At 60.8% G+C, this 18,268-nt stretch carries 16 protein-coding genes; 6 read left to right on the top strand and 10 right to left on the bottom strand.

Annotated features, from left to right (window positions below; genetic code table 11):
- Positions 1-192 precede the first annotated feature (192 nt).
- On the bottom strand, positions 193-1,194 hold the full coding sequence (locus HMPREF2528_RS02620) for an LLM class flavin-dependent oxidoreductase (protein ID WP_012902994.1): 1,002 nt from the start codon (positions 1,192-1,194) through the stop codon (positions 193-195).
- 201 nt (positions 1,195-1,395) lie between these two features.
- Here HMPREF2528_RS02620 and HMPREF2528_RS02615 point away from each other — a divergent pair, with 201 nt between their 5' ends.
- The 3 genes from HMPREF2528_RS02615 (at position 1,396) to HMPREF2528_RS02605 (ending at position 3,650) form a co-directional block, all read left to right on the top strand.
- Positions 1,396-1,848 carry a MaoC family dehydratase N-terminal domain-containing protein gene (locus HMPREF2528_RS02615; protein ID WP_070542178.1) on the top strand — a complete coding sequence of 151 codons (453 nt, stop codon included), beginning with the start codon at positions 1,396-1,398 and terminating at the stop codon, positions 1,846-1,848.
- Positions 1,848-2,309, top strand: a complete 462-nt coding sequence (locus HMPREF2528_RS02610) for a MaoC family dehydratase (protein ID WP_070542175.1) — start codon at positions 1,848-1,850, stop codon at positions 2,307-2,309. The genes HMPREF2528_RS02615 and HMPREF2528_RS02610 overlap by 1 nt, the downstream gene beginning before the upstream one ends.
- A gap of 234 nt (positions 2,310-2,543) precedes the next feature.
- Positions 2,544-3,650 carry a UDP-N-acetylmuramate dehydrogenase gene (locus HMPREF2528_RS02605; RefSeq protein ID WP_005504826.1) on the top strand — a complete coding sequence of 369 codons (1,107 nt, stop codon included), beginning with the start codon at positions 2,544-2,546 and terminating at the stop codon, positions 3,648-3,650.
- A gap of 116 nt (positions 3,651-3,766) precedes the next feature.
- On the opposite strand, the gene HMPREF2528_RS02600 is transcribed toward HMPREF2528_RS02605, so the two are convergent.
- Together HMPREF2528_RS02600 and HMPREF2528_RS02595 are read right to left on the bottom strand one after the other, a co-directional pair.
- Positions 3,767-4,726, bottom strand: a complete 960-nt coding sequence (locus tag HMPREF2528_RS02600) for a histidine kinase (RefSeq protein WP_070542172.1) — start codon at positions 4,724-4,726, stop codon at positions 3,767-3,769.
- A 133-nt stretch (positions 4,727-4,859) separates the two neighbouring features.
- A complete protein-coding gene (locus tag HMPREF2528_RS02595) occupies positions 4,860-6,287 on the bottom strand; it encodes an MFS transporter (protein ID WP_070542168.1) in 1,428 nt (475 codons plus the stop codon).
- Between the two features lie 215 nt (positions 6,288-6,502).
- Between HMPREF2528_RS02595 and HMPREF2528_RS02590 the strand changes: the two genes are divergently transcribed.
- Complete coding sequence (locus HMPREF2528_RS02590) at positions 6,503-6,892, top strand: PGPGW domain-containing protein (protein ID WP_005508339.1); 390 nt, start codon at positions 6,503-6,505, stop codon at positions 6,890-6,892.
- 106 nt (positions 6,893-6,998) lie between these two features.
- On the opposite strand, the gene asd is transcribed toward HMPREF2528_RS02590, so the two are convergent.
- From asd to HMPREF2528_RS02555, 7 genes are all read right to left on the bottom strand, one after another.
- The gene (asd, locus tag HMPREF2528_RS02585; protein ID WP_070542164.1) at positions 6,999-8,138 is read right to left on the bottom strand and encodes an aspartate-semialdehyde dehydrogenase; all 1,140 of its coding nucleotides are present in this window, start codon (positions 8,136-8,138) and stop codon (positions 6,999-7,001) included.
- 209 nt (positions 8,139-8,347) lie between these two features.
- Positions 8,348-8,998: a dihydrofolate reductase gene (locus HMPREF2528_RS02580; RefSeq protein ID WP_049363138.1), complete on the bottom strand. Its 651-nt coding sequence runs from the start codon at positions 8,996-8,998 to the stop codon at positions 8,348-8,350.
- A gap of 22 nt (positions 8,999-9,020) precedes the next feature.
- Positions 9,021-9,902 (bottom strand): thymidylate synthase, encoded by an 882-nt coding sequence (locus HMPREF2528_RS02575; RefSeq protein ID WP_070542161.1) that lies wholly within the window; start codon positions 9,900-9,902, stop codon positions 9,021-9,023.
- 153 nt (positions 9,903-10,055) lie between these two features.
- Positions 10,056-11,063 (bottom strand): NUDIX hydrolase, encoded by a 1,008-nt coding sequence (locus HMPREF2528_RS02570; protein ID WP_070542158.1) that lies wholly within the window; start codon positions 11,061-11,063, stop codon positions 10,056-10,058.
- 251 nt (positions 11,064-11,314) lie between these two features.
- Positions 11,315-13,588, bottom strand: a complete 2,274-nt coding sequence (locus HMPREF2528_RS02565) for an RNA degradosome polyphosphate kinase (RefSeq protein WP_083297867.1) — start codon at positions 13,586-13,588, stop codon at positions 11,315-11,317.
- A gap of 65 nt (positions 13,589-13,653) precedes the next feature.
- Positions 13,654-14,718, bottom strand: coding sequence for a mycothiol synthase (gene mshD, locus HMPREF2528_RS02560; protein ID WP_070542154.1), 1,065 nt, complete (start codon positions 14,716-14,718; stop codon positions 13,654-13,656).
- A gap of 180 nt (positions 14,719-14,898) precedes the next feature.
- Positions 14,899-15,576: a winged helix-turn-helix transcriptional regulator gene (locus tag HMPREF2528_RS02555; RefSeq protein ID WP_080976894.1), complete on the bottom strand. Its 678-nt coding sequence runs from the start codon at positions 15,574-15,576 to the stop codon at positions 14,899-14,901.
- Positions 15,577-16,198: 622 nt separating this feature from the next.
- Between HMPREF2528_RS02555 and HMPREF2528_RS02550 the strand changes: the two genes are divergently transcribed.
- Together HMPREF2528_RS02550 and HMPREF2528_RS02545 are read left to right on the top strand one after the other, a co-directional pair.
- Entirely contained in the window at positions 16,199-16,888 is a 690-nt protein-coding gene (locus HMPREF2528_RS02550) for a nitrobindin family protein (protein ID WP_044145742.1), read from the top strand.
- Positions 16,889-16,953: 65 nt separating this feature from the next.
- Positions 16,954-18,189: a CAF17-like 4Fe-4S cluster assembly/insertion protein YgfZ gene (locus HMPREF2528_RS02545; RefSeq protein ID WP_070542150.1), complete on the top strand. Its 1,236-nt coding sequence runs from the start codon at positions 16,954-16,956 to the stop codon at positions 18,187-18,189.
- Positions 18,190-18,268 lie beyond the last annotated feature (79 nt).

Genomic DNA, 18,268 nt, shown 5'->3' with positions numbered 1-18,268 from the left:
TGGAGGTCCCGGGATCGATTCCCGGTCGGGGCTCAGATAAGCCTGTCTCTTCGGAGGCAGGCTTTTTTGTTTTACCTATTTTGTTTGCCTAAAGCCCGGTCTGCAGGCGCTTAGTGCACGGGCTCTATACCGGATATAGCAAAGCCCCCGAGAAAAACTCGGGGGCTTCGTCTTTATGCTCTGATCTAAGCGTTAGGAGGCGCGGCGCACCACCGGCAGCTGGGACAGCAGCTCGTAGGAGCGCAGGCGGTCCTCGTGCTCCCACGCCTCGGTCATGACGATAAGCTCGTCAGCGCCCGTGCGCGCCACCAGGTCCTCAATACGAGCCTGCGCGGTGGCGGGAGAGCCTACGATTGCCTCAGCGGTCATGCGTTCAACGTGCATCTTCTCTGCGTCGGTCCAGACGGCGTCCATATCTTCCACGGGAGGTGCGAAAGACAAATTGCCGCGCACCACACCCAGGAAATGCTGCTGCTGCGTCGTGTACAGGTAGCGTGCTCGCTCGTCGGTATCGGCGAGCATCGCGGTTGCACCCACCATGACGTAGGGCTGTTCCAGATGCTCCGAGGGCTTGAAGCTCGCGCGGTAGGTGTCCACTGCCTCCTGCAGCATTGCGGGCGCAAAATGCGAAGCGAATGCGTAGGGCAGACCCAGCTGTGCGGCAAGCTGCGCACCGAACAGGGAAGAACCCAGAATGTACAGGGGCACCTTCGAGCCCTGACCGGGAATGGCGTGCACGCGGTGCATGGGGGAGGGCTCGCCCAGGAAACGCTGCAGCTGCTGCACCTCGGCGGGGAAGCTCATGGCGGCAGAATCGTCGCGGCGTAGAGCGGCGGCGGTCATCGGGTCAGTGCCGGGCGCACGGCCCACACCCAGGTCAATACGACCGGGATGGAACGCGTTGAGGGTACCGAACTGCTCCGCTACCACGTAAGGTGCGTGGTTGGGGAGCATAATGCCTCCCGAACCCACGCGAATACGCTCGGTTGCGGCGGCAATCTCCGCCATGACCACGACGGTCGCCGAGGACAGCAGGGAACCGGCATTGTGGTGCTCAGCGACCCAGAAACGCTCGTAGCCGTAGGACTCAGCCGCGCGGGCGGCATCGATGGTGTTGAGCATGGTCTGGTGCTGACGCTGATCGGGGCGGTGCGGCATCAGGTCAAGCACCGAAATTTTTACGTTGGAAGACACAACTTTTCCTTCTTGATTGATTGCGGGTACCCATTCAGTCTACGCCTGCTCAGGCTGTAGGGGTAGGGGCGCGCCGGGCGCCTTCGCTAGAAGGTAAACAATGCTAAGAAATACTGCGTGCATCCATGCTGGCTGTTTGCTGATGCGTCCACTCTGCGCGTTCGAGCTGAACACTGTGCATAAGAACGGTAGACTGAAACCATGAGCATTAACCCTGAGATTGTGGGCAGGGTCTACCCGTCCGAGAACACCTACGTTGTCGGCCGTGAAAAGATCCGCGAATTTGCCCGAGCAGTTCACGCAGAAAACCCCCTCCACCACGACGTTGAGGCAGCCCGCGCGGCAGGGTACGCAGATGTGATTGCCCCGCCGACCTTCGCCATTATCCTGGCGCAGGCAGCTGACGCGGCACTCATCAACGACGATTCCGCCGGTATTGATTTCTCCCGCGTGGTGCACGCCGACCAGCGCTTCACCCACCACCGCCCCATTGTTGCCGGTGATGAGCTGCGCACCGAAGTTCACGTGGACTCCGTGCGCGTGATGGGTGCTGGCGCAATGCTGACCACCCGTGAAGAAATCGTTGACGTGCAGGGCGAGCCGGTCACCACCTGCATTTCTTCCCTGCTGGTTCGTGCTGAGGAGGAGAACTAATGGTGCGTTTTGAAGATCTTGAAAAGGGCCAGGACATCGGTTCGCGTACCGTGGAGCTCTCCCGCGCTTCGCTGGTGCGTTACGCTGGCGCATCCGGTGACTTCAACCCGATTCACTGGAACGAGCGTTTTGCTCAGTCGGTGGGCCTGTCCGGCGTCATCGCTCACGGCATGCTGACCATGGGTACCGCAGTGCAGCTTGTGAGCGACTGGGTAGGCGACCCCGGTGCGATTGTGGACTACCAGACTCGATTCACCAAGCCCGTTCCCGTGGCGGATGCACCCGGCGGTGAAAACCCCGATACCCCCACGAACGCCCTGACCATCAGCGGTAAGGTGGGTGCTCTGAATGAGGGGGAGCGCACCGCCCGCATTGACCTGACCGTCACCGCTCGTGATGAGGAAGGCAAGGAACAGAAGGTTCTGATGAAGAGTCAGGCTGTGGTTCGTCTCTCGGCATAGAGTTTCTGTGCTTGCAGATAGCCGTGTGAAAGCAACCATGTGAAAGCTCCGGCGCTACCCGATGCGGTGGTGCCGGGGCTTTTGCATGCTCGGCTGCGCGCTCGCCGGTGCAGGTGGTGGCGCTTCTTTCTGCGGGAGGCGCGCCGGAAAATGAAGGCAAAATCACCATAAGGTTTTCGTGACTTTAACGCGTGGCGGGTGTTGACCCCGCACAACGACCGGTATTCTTAACCTATGACTGAAAAGCTGTTGAGCGAACTGACCACCGCCCAGGTAGGTGGCCCCGCTAAGACCTACGTCCGCGCCACCTCCGAAGCAGAAATTATCGAAGCAGTCTCCGCTGCAGACGCCGCAGGCGAACCCGTCCTCATCGTGGGCGGCGGCTCCAACCTGCTGGTTTCCGACGAAGGCTTCAACGGAACCGTCGTACACATCGCCTCTGAAGGCGTAGAGGTTCTGCCCATCCCCGCATGCGGCGGCGCGAACGTGCGCGTGCAGGCGGGCACCATCTGGGACGACTTCGTGAAGCTCAGCATCGAGAACGAATGGGTTGGCCCCGCGGCTCTCTCCGGCATCCCCGGCACCGTGGGTGCAACCCCCGTGCAGAACGTCGGCGCATACGGCGTTGAGGTGGGCGAGTTCATCGCCTCCGTACGCACCTGGGACCGCGAAAAGAACACTCGGAAGACCTTTGCGAGCGCAGACCTGCGCTTCGGCTACCGCGACTCGGTGCTCAAGCGCGCAACCGTCAACGGCTCGCCCCGCTACGTGGTGCTGACCGTTGATTTCCAGTTCACCCTGGGCAGCCTGTCCTCCCCGATTCGTTACGCCGAGCTGGCGAGGAGCCTGGGCGTTGAGCCCGGTCAACGCGCCGAATCCGCTCTGGTACGCCAGAAGGTGCTGGAGCTGCGTGGCTCCAAGGGCATGGTGCTCAACCCCGAGGACCGTGACACCTTCTCCACCGGTTCTTTCTTCACCAACCCGATCGTTCCGCGCTCGACCCTGGATTCCCTGCCGGAGGGCGCCCCGAACTTCCCAGTGGTCGTGAAGACTTCCCCGTTCACCGCGGGTGTCGAGGATTCCGATCATGTGAAGCTCTCGGCTGCCTGGCTGATTCAGCACGCAGGTTTCGAGAAGGGCTTCGGTCTGGAGGGTGAGTCCCGCGAGATTGCTCAGGGCCGTGCGAGCTTGTCGACCAAGCACACCCTGGCGATTACGAACCGCGGCGGCGCATCCGCTGAGGACATCTTCGCTATCGCCCGCGCTGTGCGTGACGGCGTGCGTGAACGTTTCGGCGTGACCCTGGTGCCTGAGCCTGTCGTGGTCAACGGCGAAATCTAAACGCTTAACTTCTCGCCTTTCGTAGCGCTAGGACGCATAGAATAAACGCTTCAGAATAAACGCTTCGGGCGGTCTCTTCATTGGAGACCGCCCGAAGCGTTGTATTGACCGCTGAGCTAGTGGCGAGGTGAAAAGACGCGCGCCTGCCCCGGCAGGTAGGGCCTGCGCTTGGGCGCTGTGCGCGTTGCAGCCAGCGGAGCGGCAGGCAGGTGCTCCATCAGCACCTGAATCGCCAGGGGAAGCTTCTGAGGCGGGCAGGGGGCGTGGAAAATCGGCTTGTGGCGCGTGGGACGGTACGGGTAGTATTCCGCGTCCTCGCTGTGGGACCAGACGAGATTTCCAAACTCGCTAGGAACGGGGGAGAGCACGTTGGCGTAGTAGGCGCGCGTCTGCAGGTCGGCACGCTCGGAGGTGCCGGTAGATACGCCGCTGGGTACGCGGTCTTGCTCGATGATGAGGGCGCGGACCATGCCGCCTACGGTGCTGACCGCGTTCACGTGCAGGGCGAGTAGGTCCCCGTCCTTGTGGTCGATCTGTACCTGCCCGTCCGCGAGGATTCGGGTGCCCATCGTGATGCTGCTGGCGACTCCTTCGCAGAGGGCGCGGATGAGCGCCATGCGTGCCGGGTAGGGGTCTGCGATATCCCAGCCGATGAGGGTGGGCGCGGCGGAAATGCCGGCGTATTCCTCGCAGGATTCGTAGGAGGCGACGTCCACGTAGCCGCGGGCGATGGGCTCACGGTCGTAGGGGCGGCCGTCGCGCTGCTCCCAGAAGCTGAGGGCGGTTGCGGTGAAGACAGCTTGGCCGTCGCGTACGGCGACGGTGAACATAAAGTCCTGCGGGTAGCCGTTCTTAGTGCGCGGGCGCAGGGTGATTGCGCGGGTATATTCGTTGAATTCCTCGGGCCAGTCCAAGTAGTAGCTCATTTTTGCCCCGTCGCCACGGTGCACGGTGAGTTCGCCCGGTAGCAGCATGGCTTCGGGCACGCCGCCGGCGCGTTCTGTGGCGTAGTGTTCGCTCACGGGCCAGGGGCTGAACTCTGTGCGGTAGGGGTTGGAGAGGAAGGAATCGAGCATAGAACGTATCCTCTCATAGTTTGAGGTTGTGGCGCACGGTTAGAGGGCTTAAATGACAAATGGGCTGTCCCTTCTGATTGCTCGGAAAGAGCGTTCAGGAGGGACAGCTCATATTGTATGGCGTGCCGCTCGTTTAGAGGGATTCGCCGCGGCGTTCAGGGAGGAAGAACACGGTGGTTGCCGCTACCAGGAACGCGGTGGAGAAGAGCGCAAAGAGTAGCGGGGTTCCACCGAATGCGACCAGCGGCGGCACAATGAGCGGTGTCGCGATGGAGGCGATACGACCGATACCGGCGGCGGCACCGGTGCCGGTTCCGCGCAGGTGGGTCGGGAAGATTTCCGGGCTCAGGGCGTAGAGGGCACCCCACGCACCCAGGTTGAAGAAGGAGAGCATGCATCCGGCGAGGATGATGAATACCTCGGCGTGCGCCATGCCGTAGCCAGCCGCCGCCAGCGCGGAGCCAAGCAGGAAGGTCGCCAGGGTTGTGCGTCGGCCCCACTTTTCGATGAGGTAGGCGGCGACCGCGTAGCCGGGCAGCTGGGCAAGGGTCATGATGAGCGTGAACGCGAAGGACTTCACGAGGCTGAATCCCTGGGCGTTCAATAGTGCCGGAATCCAGATGAACGCGCCGTAGTAGGAGAGGTTGATGCAGAACCAGATGACGCACAGGGCGATGGTCTTACGGCGCTGACCTGCCGCCCAGATAGAGTGAATCTTCGCGGATTCTGCGTTGTCGGCGCTTTCAGCCGCGCCGTGTACGGAAGTGTCTTCGGTCTGCTTCTTATTGGTTCGGGAGAAGAGCGCAGGGGACGCCTCGAAACGTTCAACAATCTGGCGTGCCTGATCGTGCTTGCCGACTGACTCCAGGAAGCGCACCGACTCGGGGGTGCCCATACGGATCACGAGCGAGTAGATGGCGGGAATCAGACCGATGGCAAGTGCCCAGCGCCAGCCGTTCGCCTGCGGAACGATGAAGGTACCGATGAGAGCGGCGAGGATCCAGCCCAGTGCCCAGAACGCCTCCAGAGCGACCACGACGCGGCCGCGAATAGCGCGCGGCGAGAATTCAGAAATCAGGGTGGATGCCACGGGCAGTTCCGCTCCCAGGCCTAGACCGACCAAGAAACGGAAGACGAGCAGCATGCCCAGGGAGGTTGCCAGGGCGGAGGCGCCGGTCGCCAGACCGTAAATCAGCAGGGTGAGTGCGAAGATGTAGCGGCGGCCGAGCTTATCGGCGAGTAGGCCGCCGAAGGTTGCGCCGAGCGCCATGCCGGCGAATCCGATGGATCCGAGCCAGGAGGCTTCGGTGGGGCTGAGCTGCCATTCCTTGATGAGTGCCGCCATGACGAAGGAGATGAGACCTACGTCCATGGCGTCGAGTGCCCAGCCGAGACCCGAGATGCCCAGGAGTTTGCCGTGGGCGCGGGTGAAGGGCAGGTTTTCGAGGCGTTCGTTGAGGGTCGGTGCGGCGTTGCGTTCAGTAGCGGGTGCAGAGGTACCAGCGGGTGCAACAGCGTTGGTGCGGGATGAGTCCGTTGATACGGGACGAGGGGAGGACACGGTAGTGGGTCGCTTCCTTAGTGTTTAGGCGTAGTGCCGGGCGAATTGTTCCCTTACAGTGTATAAAGGTACTTTCGACTTGAACACCATTGAAACGAAAAAATTTTGAAGATGACGGAAAAATCTCAACATGAAGAAATCTTTCACAGCACCCATCCAGCGGTAGGTGCTATTCTCTAACCACCGCCGCCCGGTGAAACTCACCTACGGCACGTTTGGAAGGACCACCCCTGAAAACCATTGAAGATGAAGTCAAGGAAAGCGAGACCAGCCGCTTTCACCGCTGGCTCGAAGCCCGCAAGGAGCGTATGCACGCGCATCCGGTCATGCGTCATCTCTACAAGCCCCTCGTCATCGGCGTGGGCGCCTTCTGCTTTATTGCCGGTCTGATTATGCTCGTCACTCCCGGCCCCGGCTGGCTGTTCATCTTTATCGGCTTGGGCATTTGGGGTACCGAATTCACCTGGGCACGCCGCGCCAATATCTTCATGAAGCACGTGGTGCTCACCGCCTGGTACCGCTACCGCGCCTGGCGACAGCAGCGTAAGGAACGCAAAGCCGCACGCAAGGCAGAACGCAAAGCCGCCGCCGCAAACCAGCGCTAAACCAGCTCGCGCTAAGCCCACACGCGCTATACGCAGGCACAAAAAGCCCTCGCTCCCATCCGATAAGAATGGTAGCGAGGGTTTTCTTATAGCTTGTCAGTGAGCTTTAGAGCTTGCCAACAGCAATCTGCAACATGCGGCGAATCGGCTCAGCAGCACCCCAGAGCAGCTGGTCACCCACGGTGAACGCGCTAATGTACTCGGGGCCCATCGCGAGCTTACGCACGCGACCAACCGGAATCTCCAGAGAACCGGAAGCAGCCACGGGGGTCAGCTGCTCCATGGACTCCTCACGCTGGTTCGGCACGAAGCGAACCCAGGGGTTGTCCTCAGCGATGATGCGCTCAATCTCCTCGAGCGGCAGGTCCTTCTTAAGCTTGATGGTCAGCGCCTGAGAGTGCGAGCGCATCGCAGCGATACGGACGCACAGACCGTCCATGGTGATCTCGTCATCTTCGGAGCGGCCCAGGATCTTGTTGGTCTCAACCTCAGCCTTCCACTCTTCGCGGGACTGGCCGTTACCCAGATCCGAGTCGATCCAGGGAATCAGGGAGCCGGCGAGCGGCACACCGAACTGGGAGGAATCCAGCTCACCGGAGCGCTGCTTAGCAAGAATCTTGCGGTCAATGTCCAGAATTGCGGATGCGGGGTCGTTCAGCTCCTCGGAGACCTCGTTGCCCAGGTCGCGGAACTGTGCGAGCACCTCGCGCATGTGGCGGGCACCGCCGCCGGACGCTGCCTGGTAGGTCATGGAGGTAGCCCACTCGACCAGGTCGTTCTTGAAGAGGCCGCCCAGGCCCATCAGCAGGCAGGAGACGGTGCAGTTACCGCCGACGAAGTCCTTCACGCCAGATGCCAGGCCGCGGTCGATGACGTCGCGGTTAATGGGGTCCAGCACGATGATGGAGTCATCGTTCATGCGCAGGGTGGAAGCGGCATCAATCCACAGGCCGTCCCAGCCTGCTGCACGCAGCTTCGGGTGCACAGCCTCGGTGTAGCCACCGCCCTGAGCGGTCACAATAATCGAGTGCTTACGCAGCTCATCAATGTCGTATGCGTCCTTCAGTTCGGACGGTTCAATTACGCCGTCGAAGGTGGGCGCAGCGCCACCAACATTAGAGGTAGTGAAGAAGACGGGGGTAATGCCCTCGAAGTCGCCTTCCTCAACCATGCGCTTCATGAGGACGGAGCCCACCATACCGCGCCAGCCAACAAAACCTACAGAGTCACCGGGATTAAAGTTCATGGTTCCCAGTGTACTCTCAGGCTGGCGGGTGCGGACTAACACCGTACAAAAAATTTGATATTCGGAACGGAATACCGTGTGAAGAGGCGGGGCTTATTACCGGGGCACCGGGAGGCGCATTAAACACTCAAGCCCGCGGTACTCCGGGTGGAGCAGCCGCAGGCTTGAAATGCATGTCTATATCAGCGAGTGAACGAGGGAAGCTTGAACTAGATACGTTCGAGCCGCTGGAACGAGAAGTACATGGGGTTCTTCGTGCCCGACTCATCGAGCAGGTAGCCCTTCTCGCTATTCTCCCAAGCACTTTCGGAGGTGACTCGCCAGCACCCGTTCGGTGAGCTGCCCTCGCAACTGCCCGCAGAATTTGCAAGCTGCAGTTCGGGCGCTCGCGTATCGCCGGTAATCTCGTTGCCTTCCTGGCAGTAGAAGAGGGTCCGCTCCACCGTCTCCACCCGACCGAAGGTGGGCAGGTCGGTGCGGGAGAGCGCCTCCGCGTAGACGGAGCCGCCACCAATAATCCAAGCATCAACCGCGGCGGTATCTGCGGGGGTAGCTTCGACCGGCGCGCCCACAGCGTCACGAGCCGCGTACAGCGCCGCATCCAGCGAAGGAACCCACAGGGCACCATCGCGTTCTTCCGCCTCGGTAACCGAACGGCTAATCACAATATTGGTGCGACCCGGCAGGGGACGAAAACGCGGCGGTAACGACTCCCAGGTGCGGCGACCCATAATCACCGGAGCGCCCAGCGTCACCTTCTTAAAGTGCGCCAAATCCTCCGGCGCGTACCAGGGCATATCCCCGTCACGACCAATGATGCCGGCATCAGTTTGAGTCCAAATAGCGCCCAGACGATACATCATGCCTCCTTACAACCTGCAGTTAGACCGCAATCGGGGCGGCAATACCGGGGTGGTGCTTGTAATCCACCAGCTCAAAGTCTTCATACTCGTAATCGAAAATAGAAGGCTTCTTGGTCTTAATAACCAGCTTCGGGTACGGGTACGGTTCGCGCGGCGGGGAGGGGTTACCCTCAGGGTCGGTGCCGTAGCCCAGCTGCTTCTTCACCTGCTCCAGGTGGTTCGAGTAGATGTGGCAGTCGCCGCCGGTCCAGATGAACTCGCCCGGCACCATGCCGACCTCTTCAGCAATCAGGTAGGTCAGCAGAGCGTACGAGGCGATGTTGAAGGGCACACCCAGGAACATGTCCGCGCTACGCTGGTACAGCTGGCAGGACAGCTCCTTCACACCGTCCGCACGCTCATGCACATAGAACTGGAACAGCGCGTGGCAGGGCGGAAGCGCCATGTTGTCCACCTCAACGGGGTTCCACGCAGAAACAATATGACGACGCGAGCTCGGGTTATTCTTCAACGAATCGATAACCTTCGCGATCTGGTCAATCGTGCCACCATCGGGGGTCGGCCACGAACGCCACTGCACGCCGTACACCGGGCCCAAATCGCCGTTCTCATCAGCCCACTCATCCCAAATGGTCACGCCGCGCTCCTGCAACCAGCGCACGTTCGACGAACCGCGCAAGAACCACAACAGTTCAATGGCAACAGACTTGAAGTGTACGCGCTTGGTGGTAATCAGCGGGAACGACTCACGCAGGTCAAAACGCATCTGACGGCCAAACACGCCGAAAGTGCCGGTGCCGGTACGGTCGGAACGCTGCGCATCCGCCGTAATGGCGTCCTTGTTCTCCTCGAGGATTTCGCGCAGAAGATCTTCATAGGGCGTGGGGATTGCGTGAGTCATAAGAAAAACCTTGAATCCTGTCAGTAGACGTGAGAGACGGCAAAGAAGCAACCGCCTCTCTATTGTACAACCCGCAAACGGGGTGCAGGTAGAGCAAACGCGCTGAGCATAAAGCCCAGCGCGCTCGCCGTTAGAAGATAAAAGATATGGATGCTAGTCCAGTGCCGCGCGTACACGCTCCACCGAGACAATACGCGGGTCATCGCCCTCGGTCACCTGCAGGACCAGGGCATCGCCGGGCTCCAGGTACGGGTCCTCAGTCGGAAGGACCTCCGCGGAACCCTCAAACAGGTACTCGCGCAGAACATCCATCACCTGCGGCAGTACCGGGCGGTGGGTGCACAGCAGGGATGAAGAATCCTTATCGAACAGCGAAGCCACCACGCGGGCAGTACGCGCCGGGTGACGCTGAGCCCCAGCCTCCGACAGGGACTTCTTCTCCTTTACCGAAACACCGTAATCCACCGAATACGGGGTCACGGTCTGAACGCAACGCAGCCACGGGGAAGAAATAATGCGGCTCGGAGCCCACGCCGCAAAGAGACGGCTAGAGGCCAACGCCTGACGCTTACCGGTCGCCGCGAGCGGACGGTCATCCTCAGCAGCAGCCCAGTTCGAACGAGGCTTAGCCTTCGCATGGCGGGCAATGAGAATCGGGCGGGTGCGCAGCGCATCCGCCTCAGCCAGAGCCTCCAGGGATTCCAGGGGTGCCAGGTCATCCTGGTTAGTCAGCAGCGCGCGAGCCACATCGGTGGTCACCCATCGCAGCTCATCCACTTCACCCTCATCCGCCAGGGCGCGGGCACCGTCGGGCAGTTCAGCAGCCCAGTAGAAAACATCCTTCGGACGGCCACCCACCGGGTAGGAAGTCACCGCCAGGGGCACACCCAGAACAACCTGCAGACCGACCTCTTCGCGAATCTCACGAATAGCGGTCTCAGCAAGGGACTCGCCCGGATCCTGCTTGCCCTTAGGCCAGGACCAGTCGTCATAACGAGGGCGGTGAATGATCAGGACCTCAAGCGCACCATCGCGCATACGCCAAATCAGTGCGCCAGAAGCAACAATATCCGCAGTGTTCGCGGGGGAACGGTCAATGCTGTTGACCGCGTCAAAACGTCGTGCCGAGTAGTAGATGGAGGGGGAATCCAGCGGTGCCATATCTCTCTCTGAACCTCTTCGCTAGGCTTGTGCACAATGCCAGAGGGCACCATGCTCCGCGTCTAATTGTAGGGGAGAGAAGCGTCAAGTTGTAATCTCAACGTAACCTGTTGTTCACTTTTGCGCTAAGTGCACTAGTCCACCCCAAGATTTTGCACGACACGCGGCAAACCCCGCCTGTCCCACGCCATAAAGCGCGAGAACAGACGGGGTTCACAACCAGAAATCACCGGTAGGTCAGCGGCAAATCCTTAGACCTTATCCACCACGTTCTTACGGGAACGCGAGCTCAGGTAGTACGACTGCACATCCTGCAGCGGGTTGCCCTGGTCATCGGTATCGTGGCGGGTCCAGTTACCCTCAGAATCCAGGTGCCAGGTACGCGAAGAATCACTCATGTAGAGGGTGAACATATCACGCAGGTACTTCACGTGGCGCGGATCCTTCACAGGCACGAGCGCCTCAATGCGGCGGTCCAGGTTGCGGTGCATCATATCGGCAGAACCAATGTAGACAATCGGATCGCCACCATTCTCAAACGCAAACACACGCGAATGCTCCAAGAAACGGCCCAGCACGGAACGGACACGGATATTCTCGCTCAGCCCCTTAACGCCCGGGCGCAGCGCGCAGATACCGCGAACCACCACATCCACCGGCACACCAGCCTGCGATGCGCGGTACAGCGAATCGATGATGGCCTCATCCACCATGGAGTTGCACTTGAACTGAATCTTCGCCGGACGGCCCGCCTTATGGTTCTCAATCTCCTGATCGATGCACTCAATCAGGCCGCTACGCAGAGTACGCGGCGCCACCAGTAGCGACTGGTAGTTAGTCTTCGGTGCGTAACCAGACAGCTGGTTGAACAGGCGGGAGACATCCTCACAAATCTGCTCATCGCAGGTGATGATGCCCAAATCCTCGTAGAAACGAGCCGTCGACGGGTGGTAGTTACCGGTACCAATATGAGCGTAACGACGCAGGTGGTTACCCTCGCGGCGTACCACCAGAGACAGCTTGCAGTGAGTCTTCAGACCCACGATGCCGTACACCACATGCACGCCAGCGCGCTCCAGCTTACGAGCCCAGGAGATGTTGGCTTCCTCATCAAAGCGAGCCTTGATCTCGACCAGTGCCACAACCTGCTTGCCAGCCTCAGCCGCCTCAATCAGCGCATCCACGATGGGGGAGTCGCCACTGGTACGGTACAGGGTCTGCTTAATCGCCTGAACACGCGGGTCAGCGGCAGCCTGCGCCAAGAACGCCTGCACACTGGTCGCGAAGGAATCGTACGGGTGGTGCAGCAACACGTCGTGGTCGCGGGCGGCAGCGAAAACGTCTGCAGCCTTCGCAGTCTCGGTAGCATTGAGCCAGCGGGAAGTGTGCGCAATGTGCTTGGGGTAGTGCAGAGCCGGGCGGTTCGCGCGAACAATCGCACTCATGCCGCGCAGATCAAGCGGAGCCGGCAGGCGGTACACCTCGGACTCGTCGATGTTCAGCTCAGAAATCAGCAGATCCAGGATGGTCGGGTTGATGGTGTCCTCAACCTCCAGTCGGACCGGCGGACCGAAACGACGGCGCAGAAGCTCCTTCTCCAGAGCCTTCAGCAGGTTCTCTGCATCGTCCTCTTCCACCTCAAGATCCTCGTTACGGGTCACGCGGAAGACGTGGTGCTCCACAACCTCCATGCCCGGGAAGAGGGTATCCAGGTGCTCAGCAATGATGTCTTCCAGAGCAATGTAGCGGCTCTCGCGGCCCGCAGTGTTGGCGGCGCGCGAACCATCCACAGAGACCATACGGTCCAGCTGATCGGGCACCTTCACGCGCGCGAACAGCTCCTTGCCGGTCTGCGGGTTACGCACCAGCACCGCAAGGTTCAGCGACAGACCCGAAATGTACGGGAAGGGGTGCGCCGGGTCAACAGCCAGAGGAGTCAGAATCGGGAAAATATCGCGCATGAACTCCTCGCGCAGACGCTGCTTAGCGTCCGCATCCAGGTCGTTCCAACCCACAATGCGGATGTTCTGCTCCTCCAGAGCCGGAAGAACCTGGTTGTGGAACACATCAGCGTGACGAGCCTGCAGCTGGTGGGCGCGTTCAGCGATCTCTTCCATCTGCTCCTCGGGGCTCAGACCGGCAGCCGAAGGAACCGCCAGACCGGTCGCAATGCGACGCTTCAGACCCGCCACACGCACCATGAAGAACTCGTCCAGGTTAGATGCCACAATCGCCAGGAAGTTCAGACGCTCCAGCAGGAACAGGTTCGGGTCCTCCGCGAGCTCCAGCACGCGGGTGTTGAAATCCAGCCAGCTGCTCTCACGGTCAAAGAAACGATCTGGACCGAACTCCTCTTCCAAGCTGAAGTAGGAGCGCTTCTCACCCTTCTCAATGCGGTCACCGCGAGATTCGGCGCGCTCAATCTTCGAAATATCGTGGCCAATGTGAATGACACCGGTCATGGGCGCAGGCTCAGACGGCTTGGGCTTAGGCGCCTTATTCAGGCCATTGGGGGCGGGTACCATACTGTACTTGCCTTTCTGATCGGGGATAAGTCGTGAAGAAGCACGTCAAAGACGGCGTACAGAAACTATGCGGCAGGCTCATCCTGCTGGGCGGGAGCGTACATGCGATCAACCGTCGCCACACCAAAGCCCAGGGAAGTGTAGAGGGAGTACGCAGCGGTGTTGTCGGCGTCCACGTACAGGTCAATGGCTCGCAGCGGCTCGCCGTTCTCATCCTCAGCGCATGCCAGGTATGCCAGCGCACGCAGAGTGAGGGTGCGGCCCAGGCCGCCTCCCTGAGCCTGTGGGTTCACACCCACCACGTAAATCTCGCCGGAGGGTGACAGCTCGCTCTGCTCCTGACCGGTCGGGATCTTCGTCCAGGTGAACGCCGCAATGGCGGAGTCATCCTCAACCTCGGAGGCGATGAAGAAACCCTCGGGACGGAACCAGGGGGAGCCGGTGCGCTCGCGCAAATCAGCAAGGGTGAGCTTGCCCTGCTCCGGGTGGTGCGCAAAAGCGGCGGCGTTCACGCGAAGCCAGGGGAACTCGTCCGCGCCGGTGAAGGTGCGCATGCGCAGGTTCTCCGGCAGAGTGCGCGCATCGGAGCGTTCCACAAGCTCTTCGCGGGTCTGCGCGTCCAGGGGCAGAACCATCTTGTACAGCACACGCACCGGCTCGAAACCGTGCAGGGTTGCAAACGCGTGGGCGGGGCTTTCAATACCGGTGTCGGTGGCGCTACCGTGAACCCAGAGGCGGTAGCGGGTCGCGTCATCGCCCAGCTGGCGGACGGCGTGGTCGAAGAATGCGCTACCTACGCCTTGTCCGCGGTATTCGGGGGCGACGGCTGCCTCAATCACGCCGGTATCTTCGTCGTTGGCGGGGGTGAGCGCCACAAAGACGGCAGCGAGGGTGCCGTTATCCTCGGCGACAAAGAAACGCGGAGGGGTCAGGGTGCTTTCGCGGAGTGCCTTACTCAGCTCAATGCGGGTCTGCTCAGAGAACGCCGAGACGCCGTCATGGCGGGCAACCTTCTGCGCGAAGGAATCGAAGCGTTCCAGCAGCTCTTCGGTGAGCTGCGGTTCTGCGTAGACCGGGGTGCTTGCAGTGGACAGGGTGGAGGTTTCGGGTGTCTGGTTGTCTACCATCATCGCCTTCTTTCGTAGCCTTCTGATTCAACTCTACCGGGGATAGTTGCTCTTTGGAGAGTTTGTTCTCCGTCCTGGGCGAATATGACAAGAACCGGAACATTTACGCATTCTGGTACTCGGTGCAGTACCGGGGCAACTGGCAGAGCGGGTACACCAAATGAGGGGTTGGCGCCGCGAAATTTAGCGGGTGCTATTGAAGGAATACCCCACATTACGCACGGTCGAAATCATCTGCTCGTACTCGGTGCCGAGCTTGGAACGCAGACGACGCACGTGCACATCCACGGTGCGGGTACCGCCGTAGTAGGAGTCGTAACCCCACACTTCGGAGAGCAGTTGGGCGCGGGAGAAGACCCGTCCGGGGTGTAGCGCCATGAATTTGAGCAGTTCAAACTCTTTGAAGGTCAGGTTCAGTGCGGTACCGGAAAGATGCGCGGAGTACGCCTGGGTGTCAATCACGAGGTTGCCTGCGCGTACCACTCGTTCCTGCTGGTTTTCTTCTTCAGCGGTTGCTTCCCTTTTGATGGCAAGACGCAGACGCGCATCCATTTCGGAAGGGGAGGCCTGGTCAGAGACAATATCGTCCACCTGCCAGGAGGCGGCAACAGCCGCCATGCCACCTTCGTTCAGGAGTGCGATGAGCGGCAGTTGCACACCTGCGGCGCGCAGTAGCTGGGCGCAGTGGCGTGCTTTGACGAGGGCGGTGCGGGCATCGACCATGAGCAGGTCGAATGTCTCGGTTTCAAGGGTGGTATGGGCGGTGTCGAGGGGGAAAACGTGTACCTTGTGGCTGAGTAGACTCAGCGAGGGGATCATATCCTGCGCGGCGGTATCGCTCAGAAGCGCAATACGGTACACACCCTCTCCTTTCCCGGTAAAATATTAGGCTCTTTCTAGTGTACTCGCCAGGCTGTGACGCGGCTGTGGGCGCCGGTGTAGACCGGGCCGAATATCGTATTCCGGACTGTTCGTACAGGCTTCTCAGCTGGCTATGATGGGGCACCTACCCGGATTCTGCGGGGCTAATATTTTGCTGGCGCCGGGTGGGGCGTATGCCTGTTGAGAATCGTGCTGTTCACTATGTTTCAGCCGTTGATTCTGCGCCCTTTCGGGGTGGGTCTGTGGTAGGTTTAAGGCATGGAAAACAATCTTATGGCTCTTGAAGCTCTCTTCATGTCGCTGATGGCTATTATCTCCGTGTGCATCGGTATCGGTGCATTCGCAGTGTTGCGTGGCCTCTTCAGCGGACAGAAGTAGTCTTCCCGCACAGAGCAGAAGCATCGCCCACACAGGGCTTTAGGCGGTCGTACGGTTCGTACCGCCTCGCCAATGGCGGCGTGAACCCCCACCCGGTCCCCTCCGGTTGGGGGTTTTCTTTATGTTGCCCGCCGTACCGTTTACTCTGCAGACGGCGGTGCTACCCCGTGCCGTGAGCGAACGAACAGGCTACTGTTGTACGCAGGATACTAAAATGGAAGGTATGGCTATTGAAATCCCTACCAACCTAACCCCTGAACTTGTTCCCTTCGCATGGTTGCTCGGCACCTGGGAAGGCACCGGAACCATGTGGTACGAAGGCCAGGAAAACACCCCCTTCGGCCAGATTATTACTTTTGAGCAGGATGGTCTGCCCTTCATTGAATACCGCGCTGAGTCTTTCCTGCTCGATGACGAGGGTCAGAAGCTGCGCCCCATCACCGTTGAAACCGGTTTCTGGCAGATTGACCGCCCCCTGACCGACGCTGACGGCGGCTTCGGTATTGTCCCCAAGGACGTTGTTCCCGCCTTCGCTGACGCGGCAAGCGTAGAGACTCTCCGCAATGCCGACGACGGCTTCTCCCTGCTGGCAACCATTGCGCACCCCGGCGGTATTAGCGAAAACTACGTGGGCATGGTCAAGGGCCCGGTTATTCGCATGCAAACCGGCAACCTGCTGCGCGATGATATTTCCCACGACTACGCCGGCTCTGTGCGCCTGTGGGGCCTGGTCAACGGCAACCTCATGTGGGACTGGGAGATCGCAGACGCCGAGGGTAAGCTGCACAAGCACGCCTCCGCTGAACTGCGCAAGACCTCCTCGATGACCGGTGATTCCCTGGGCACTTCGATGTTCGGTTCCCTGGATGGCGAAGAGCCCACCGGCGAGCCCGGCTCCGAGCCCACCGCCTAATAACTAACTTGTGTCTGCCCCGCCGGTCGGCGGGGCAGACTCTTTGCGTGAAAGGTGCACCTTCCGTGACTGAATCTTCGCTTGAAGCGCCTCGGGCTGAGGTACCCCAGCCCGATGCCGCCCACCCGGTGAGCTCCCTGCTGAGCCTGCACGGCGCTTTTGCCGCCTCCGGGCTGGATGCCGGTGTCGCCGCACACTACGGTAACCCCATGCTGGAGCAGCGCGCCCTCAGCTTCGACCGCTCCGCCAGCGCGGATGAGCCGCTAGTGCTGGTGGACCGCTCCTCCCTGGGTGTAGTGCGTGTTGAGGGGCCGGACCGCCAGACCTGGCTGACCTCCATTGCCTCGCAGATTCTGACCGGTATGACCGCCGGGGAGAGCCGCGAGTTCCTGCTGCTTTCCCCTCAGGGCCGCGTGGAGTACGCACCCGCCGCAATTGAAGACGGCGAGGCGCTCTGGCTGATCGTGGAGGGCTACCAGGCTCAGCCGCTGACCGATTACCTGAACCGCATGAAGTTCATGATGCGCGTTGAGGTGCAGAACCTCAGCGACGAGTACGCGGTGCTGGAGAGTGCCCGCAACCCGATCCTGCAGGACGGCTCGGTACATCCTGCGCTCGCTGAGGGCAAGCCGCTGGTGTGGGAGGATCCCTGGCACACTCCGGCACCGGGTAGCTACCGTTACGATGAGGCGGGCGATGCTCACCCGGGTGCGGACTATGTGCGTTTCTTGAGCATTGTGCCGCGTTCTGTTCTGCCCGCCCTGGCTGAATCTGCGGACGCGCGTTTTGCGGGTCTGTGGGCTGCGGAGGCTCTGCGTATTGAGGCGTGGCGCCCGCGCTACGGCACCGAGGCGGACGATAAGACGATCCCCCAGGAGCTGGATTACACCCGTACGGCGGTGCACTTCGATAAGGGCTGCTACAAGGGCCAGGAGACGGTGGCTCGCGTGCATAACCTGGGTCGCCCGCCGCGCCGCCTGGTGTTCTTGGATATCGATGGTTCGGAGCACACCCTGCCGGCGGCAGGTAGCGAGCTGTTCGTAGAGGGCAAGTCCCGCCCGGTCGGTCGTATTACCTCGGTGGCGCTACATTATGAGGCGGGCCCGATTGCTCTGGCTGTGATTAAGCGCGGCGTTGACCCGCAGGCGCCTTTGCGTGCGGTTGATGGCGGCGATTTCCTGCCCGATGGTTCGCCGGCGCCGGCGACCGAGTACGCGGTGGCTCAGACGACGGTGGTTTCGCCGGAGTCCGGTGAGGTGGCGCGTCGTTCTTTGGCGGGTCAGGACTTCCTGAAGCGCTAGACGCTCCCGACCCAAAACCGCCTGAACTAGAACCCATCCCAACTAGAACCGCGGAGGCGGGCACCCGTTACGGGTGCCC

Origin of the sequence: Rothia sp. HMSC078H08, assembly GCF_001808955.1 — a bacterium.
In the GTDB taxonomy this organism is placed as follows: Bacteria; Actinomycetota; Actinomycetes; order Actinomycetales; family Micrococcaceae; genus Rothia.
Note: the sequence above shows the minus strand (reverse complement) of the source record. Positions and strands in the feature narration are given on the sequence as shown.